Origin of the sequence: Agromyces humi (assembly GCF_009720255.1) — a bacterium.
GTDB lineage: Bacteria > Actinomycetota > Actinomycetes > Actinomycetales > Microbacteriaceae > Agromyces > Agromyces humi.
The window spans coordinates 1-4,394 of record NZ_WJSP02000315.1 but is presented as its reverse complement, the minus strand read 5'-3'; the positions used below and the strand labels follow the sequence as shown (position 1 = coordinate 4,394).

At 70.9% G+C, this 4,394-nt stretch carries 3 protein-coding genes and 1 pseudogene; 1 reads left to right on the top strand and 3 read right to left on the bottom strand.

Translation table 11 applies throughout. The features are described from left to right. Positions 1–118: 118 nt before the first annotated feature. From GH736_RS17995 to GH736_RS17985, 3 genes are read right to left on the bottom strand one after another with little or no spacing between them, the layout of a single operon-like run. Positions 119–1,564: an NAD(P)/FAD-dependent oxidoreductase gene (locus GH736_RS17995; RefSeq protein ID WP_159605773.1), complete on the bottom strand. Its 1,446-nt coding sequence runs from the start codon at positions 1,562–1,564 to the stop codon at positions 119–121. Then, complete coding sequence (locus GH736_RS17990) at positions 1,564–2,979, bottom strand: aspartate aminotransferase family protein (RefSeq protein WP_159605771.1); 1,416 nt, start codon at positions 2,977–2,979, stop codon at positions 1,564–1,566. The genes GH736_RS17995 and GH736_RS17990 overlap by 1 nt, the downstream gene beginning before the upstream one ends. Positions 2,980–3,007: 28 nt before the next feature. Beyond that, a complete protein-coding gene (locus tag GH736_RS17985) occupies positions 3,008–3,490 on the bottom strand; it encodes an Lrp/AsnC family transcriptional regulator (protein ID WP_159605769.1) in 483 nt (160 codons plus the stop codon). A gap of 162 nt (positions 3,491–3,652) precedes the next feature. On the opposite strand from GH736_RS17985, the pseudogene GH736_RS17980 reads away from it, so the two are divergent. Next, a pseudogene (locus GH736_RS17980) lies at positions 3,653–4,394 on the top strand (hypothetical protein); the annotation flags it as partial.

Below are 4,394 nucleotides of genomic sequence, written 5' to 3'. Positions count from 1 at the left end.
GCGCTCGTCGATCGTGCGGTCGCCGCGGAACCCGACCTCTCGATGGCGGCCCTGCTCAGCGCGTTCCTGAGCAGTGGCGCGCTGCCGGAGTGGGCCTTCGCCGCCCCCGAGCCCGACGTCAGTGGCCGGTGAGCGGACCCAGCAGTCGCGCGGTGAGCGATGGCCGCCCGGTGACCCGCTCCTCCAGATCGGCGAGCTGCATGCCGAGCACGCCGAGGTTCGCGCCCGCGAAGCGCAGCGGCTCGGGCTCCCACAACGGCGAGCGATGGTCGGCCCACGGCAGGGCGGTGAGCGTGGTCGAGCGCTCGAGCACGAGGTCGGCCAGGGTGCGCCCCGCGAGGTTGGTCGTCGACAGCCCGTCGCCCACGTATCCACCGGCGAAGCCGACGCCGGTCCTCGGGTTGTAGCTCGCCGTCGCGTGCCAGTCCCTCGCGATGCCGAGCGGGCCGCCCCAGCGGTGCGTGATCCGCGCGTCGCCCACCGCCGGGAAGAGCTCGCGGAGTGCACGGTGCAGGTGAGCGAAGACCACGTCGACCCGCTCGAATGCGGGGTCGACGGCGCTTCCCCAGTGATAGCGGGCGCCGCGACCGCCGAACGCGAATCGGTTGTCGGCCGTGCGCTGACCGTAGATGAGCAGATGCCGGTAGTCGCTGAACGTCTCGCCGTGGGCGATCCCGATATCGTTCCAGGCATCCTCGGGCAGGGGTTCGGTCGCGATCATCAGCGAGTAGATGGGGAGGATGCGCCGGCGAGCGCGAGGGAGTTGCGAGGCGTAGCCCTCGAGCGCGATGATCACCCGACGCGCCCTGACCGTGCCGTGGGCCCCGGAGTCGACACCACGGAAGCGGACCGCCCCCGCGGCCCAGTCGACGACCTCGGTGCGCTCGAAGATCGCCACGCCGAGCGACTCCACCACGCGGGCGAGTCCTCGCACGAGCTTCGCCGGATGCAGCCTCGCACAGGCCGCATCGAACACTGCCGCCGGGGCCGTTCCGTCCAGTCCCGACGCGCCGAACCGTCCGGCGACGACGACCGGTTCCCAGTACTCGGGGCGATCGACGCCGAACCGACGCGCCTCGTCGATGTCGGCGGCAGCCGCGGATCGCTGCACGTCGTCGCGCGCGAAGACCACCGTGCCGCCGTGCTCGTAGTCGCACTCGATGCCCTCTGCCCGGGTCACGCGACCGACCTCCTCGACGGTGTCGACCATGGCGCGCCGCATGGCGACGGCTGCCTCGAATCCGTGCTCCCGCTCGAGGGAGGCGGCCGAGCGCGGGAACAGGGCCGAGCACCATCCGCCGTTCCGGCCCGACGCGCCGAAGCCGGCGATCTCGCGCTCGAGCACGGCGATCCGCAGGTGGGGCTCCGCCTTCGCGAGTGCGTACGCCGTCCACAGGCCGGTCAGCCCGCCGCCGACGATGCAGACGTCGAACGACGCATCGGACGTCAGTGCGGCTCGGGGCGCCAGGTCGTCCGCGCCCGACTCGACGAGGTCGTCGAGCCAGAAGCTCGCCTGCCGGTACGTCGCCGTGCTGCCGTCCGTCGCCTGACGGAGCGCGGCCATCAGAGCCGGTTCGAGGCTTCGGTGAGCACTCCTCGCAGGATCTGCTCGATCTCCTGGAACTCGGGCACGCCGATCGTGAGCGGCGGCGCGAGCTGGATCACGGGGTCGCCCCGGTCGTCGGCGCGGCAGTAGAGTCCGGCGTCGAACAGCGCCTTGGAGAGGAATCCGCGCAACAGCCGCTCCGACTCGTCGTCGTCGAAGGTCTCGCGCGTCGCCTTGTCCTTCACCAGCTCGATGCCGAAGAAGTACCCGTCGCCGCGCACGTCGCCGACGATCGGCAGGTCGAGGAGCTTCTCGAGCTCGGCGCGGAAGCGGGGCGAGTTCTCGCGCACGCGCTCGTTCAGCCCCTCCTCCTCGAAGATGTCGAGGTTCTCGAGGGCGACCGCCGCCGAGACCGGGTGGCCGCCGAAGGTGTACCCGTGGTAGAACGACGTCGTCCCGGTGGCGAACGGCTCGTAGATCTTCTCGGAGACGATCGTGGCCCCGATGGGGGAGTAGCCCGAGGTCATCCCCTTCGCGCACGTGATCATGTCGGGCACGTAGCCGTACGCGTCGCACGCGAACATGTGGCCGATCCGGCCGAAGGCGCAGATCACCTCGTCGGAGACGAGCAGCACGTCGTACTGGTCGCAGATCTCGCGGACGCGCTGGAAGTACCCGGGGGGCGGCGGGAAGCATCCGCCCGAGTTCTGCACCGGCTCGAGGAAGACCGCGGCCACCGTCTCGGGGCCCTCGAAGAGGATCATCTCCTCGATGCGGTTCGCGGCCCAGATGCCGAACGCCTCGAGGTCGTCGGCCGGCGCGCCGACCTCGGCCGCACGGTAGAAGTTCGTGTTCGGCACCCTGAACCCGCCGGGCGTGAGCGGCTCGAACATCGCCTTCATGGCCGGGATGCCGGTGATCGCGAGGGCGCCCTGGGGGGTGCCGTGGTAGGCGACGGCCCGCGAGATCACCTTGTGCTTGGTGGGCTGGCCCTTCAGCTTCCAGTAGTACTTCGCGAGCTTGAACGCGGTCTCGACGGCCTCGCCGCCGCCCGTCGAGAAGAAGACGCGGTTGAGATCGCCCGGCGCGTAGTCCGCGAGCCGGTCGGCGAGTTCGATCGCCGAGGGATGCGCGTACGACCAGATGGGGAAGAACGCGAGCTGCTCCGCCTGCTTGGCGGCGACCTCGGCCAGCCGCCGGCGCCCGTGGCCGGCGTTCACGACGAAGAGCCCCGACAGGCCGTCGAAGTACCTGCGGCCGTCGACATCGAAGATGTGGTGGCCCTCGCCGCGGGTGATGATCGGCACGCCCGACGCCTCCATCGTCGACTGCCGCGAGAAGTGCATCCAGAGGTGGTCCTTCGCCTTCTGCTGCAGGTCGGCGTTGTCGTAGCGCACGGCGTCGAGGCTCGTCGGTGAGTCGAGGGTGGTCATGGATGTCCTCCTGGTTCGGGTCGCCCGCTCAGCGGGTGCCCCAGTTGTAGAACTGCTTCTGCAGCTTCAGGTACACGAACGTCTCGGTGCTCTGCACGCCCGGCAGGTTGCGGATGCGGGAGTTCAGCAGGTTGATGAGCTCCTCGTCGTTCTCGCAGACCACCTCGGCGAGGAGGTCGAAGCTGCCGGCCGTGAGCACGACGTAGTCGAGCTCGGGGATCTCGGCGAGCCGCTCGGCGAGCTCCCGCGTGTCGCCGCCCGCGCGGATGCCGATCATGGCCTGCCGGGTGAATCCCAGCTGCATCGGGTCGGTCACGGCGACGATCTGCATGACGCCCGACTCGGTCAGCCGCTGCACGCGCTGGCGGACCGCGGCCTCGGACAGCCCGACCGCCTTCCCGATGTCGGCGTACGAGCGCCGGCCGTCGGCCTGGAGCTGCTCGATGATCGCCTTGGAGACGTCGTCGAGGTGCACCGGCCGAAGCTGCGCGGGACGCGCGGAGTTCGTCATGCGTCGATCATGTCAGCGACGGATGCCACTGGCAAGCGATTCCGTCGAAAGAAGCCCGGTTCGCAACTGATTCCAAACTGATTCATCGCGTCAACCACCGATCACCCGTGCCGAGCCAAGGACGGCCGACGTGACGTCGCGCGCGGTGCCAGACTGGTCGACATGGTGGCCGGATCCGTCACGAGCGCAGCGGTGCCGGGCGCGCCCGCATGGGACATCGTCGTCGGCGACCGCTTCATCGCCGCGATCGCCGCGCCGGCCCCCGACGCCGCCACCAGTGCGCTGGCGTCGGCGGCGGCCGACGAGGCGGTGACCATCGAGGCCCTCGTCAGCCGGGTTCCACTCGGCGGCGCCGACGCCGTCGAGTCGTTCGGCATCGTGTGGTGGCCGGGCGACTCGCCCGCCGAGGTCACGGCCGTCGTGCGCGGCGACGCGGTCGTCGACCTGACGTCGCCCGGCGGCACGAGGCGGTTCGATGCGCGCGGCATCCGCCCCTGGCACCTCGCCGACTTCGACGCCGTGATCGCCATCCGCATCGTCGGGGCGGATGCGCCGCTCGATCACCTGGGTGAGACCCACGACGTCGTCCCGCACGCGCGGGCCGGCCTTCGCGCCTCGGCGCTCGAGTGGAACTCGCCCGTCGCCCCCCGGCGACCCCAGGCGTCCGCCGCGGACGCCGACACGATCCTCATGGGCCGCGCCAGGCCCGTCGCCGTGGCGGACGCCGGCGACGCCGTGCTGCCGCTGGACGCGGACACCATCCTGACCCCGCGCCGCCCCGCCGCTTCCGGCGTTCCCGTCCCCTCCGGGCTCGCATCGGCGGTGCCCCTCACCGAGTCGCAGCCGCATCATCGAGACGCTGCACTCCACGAAGCAGAACGTGCTCATCCAGCGGTTCATCAAG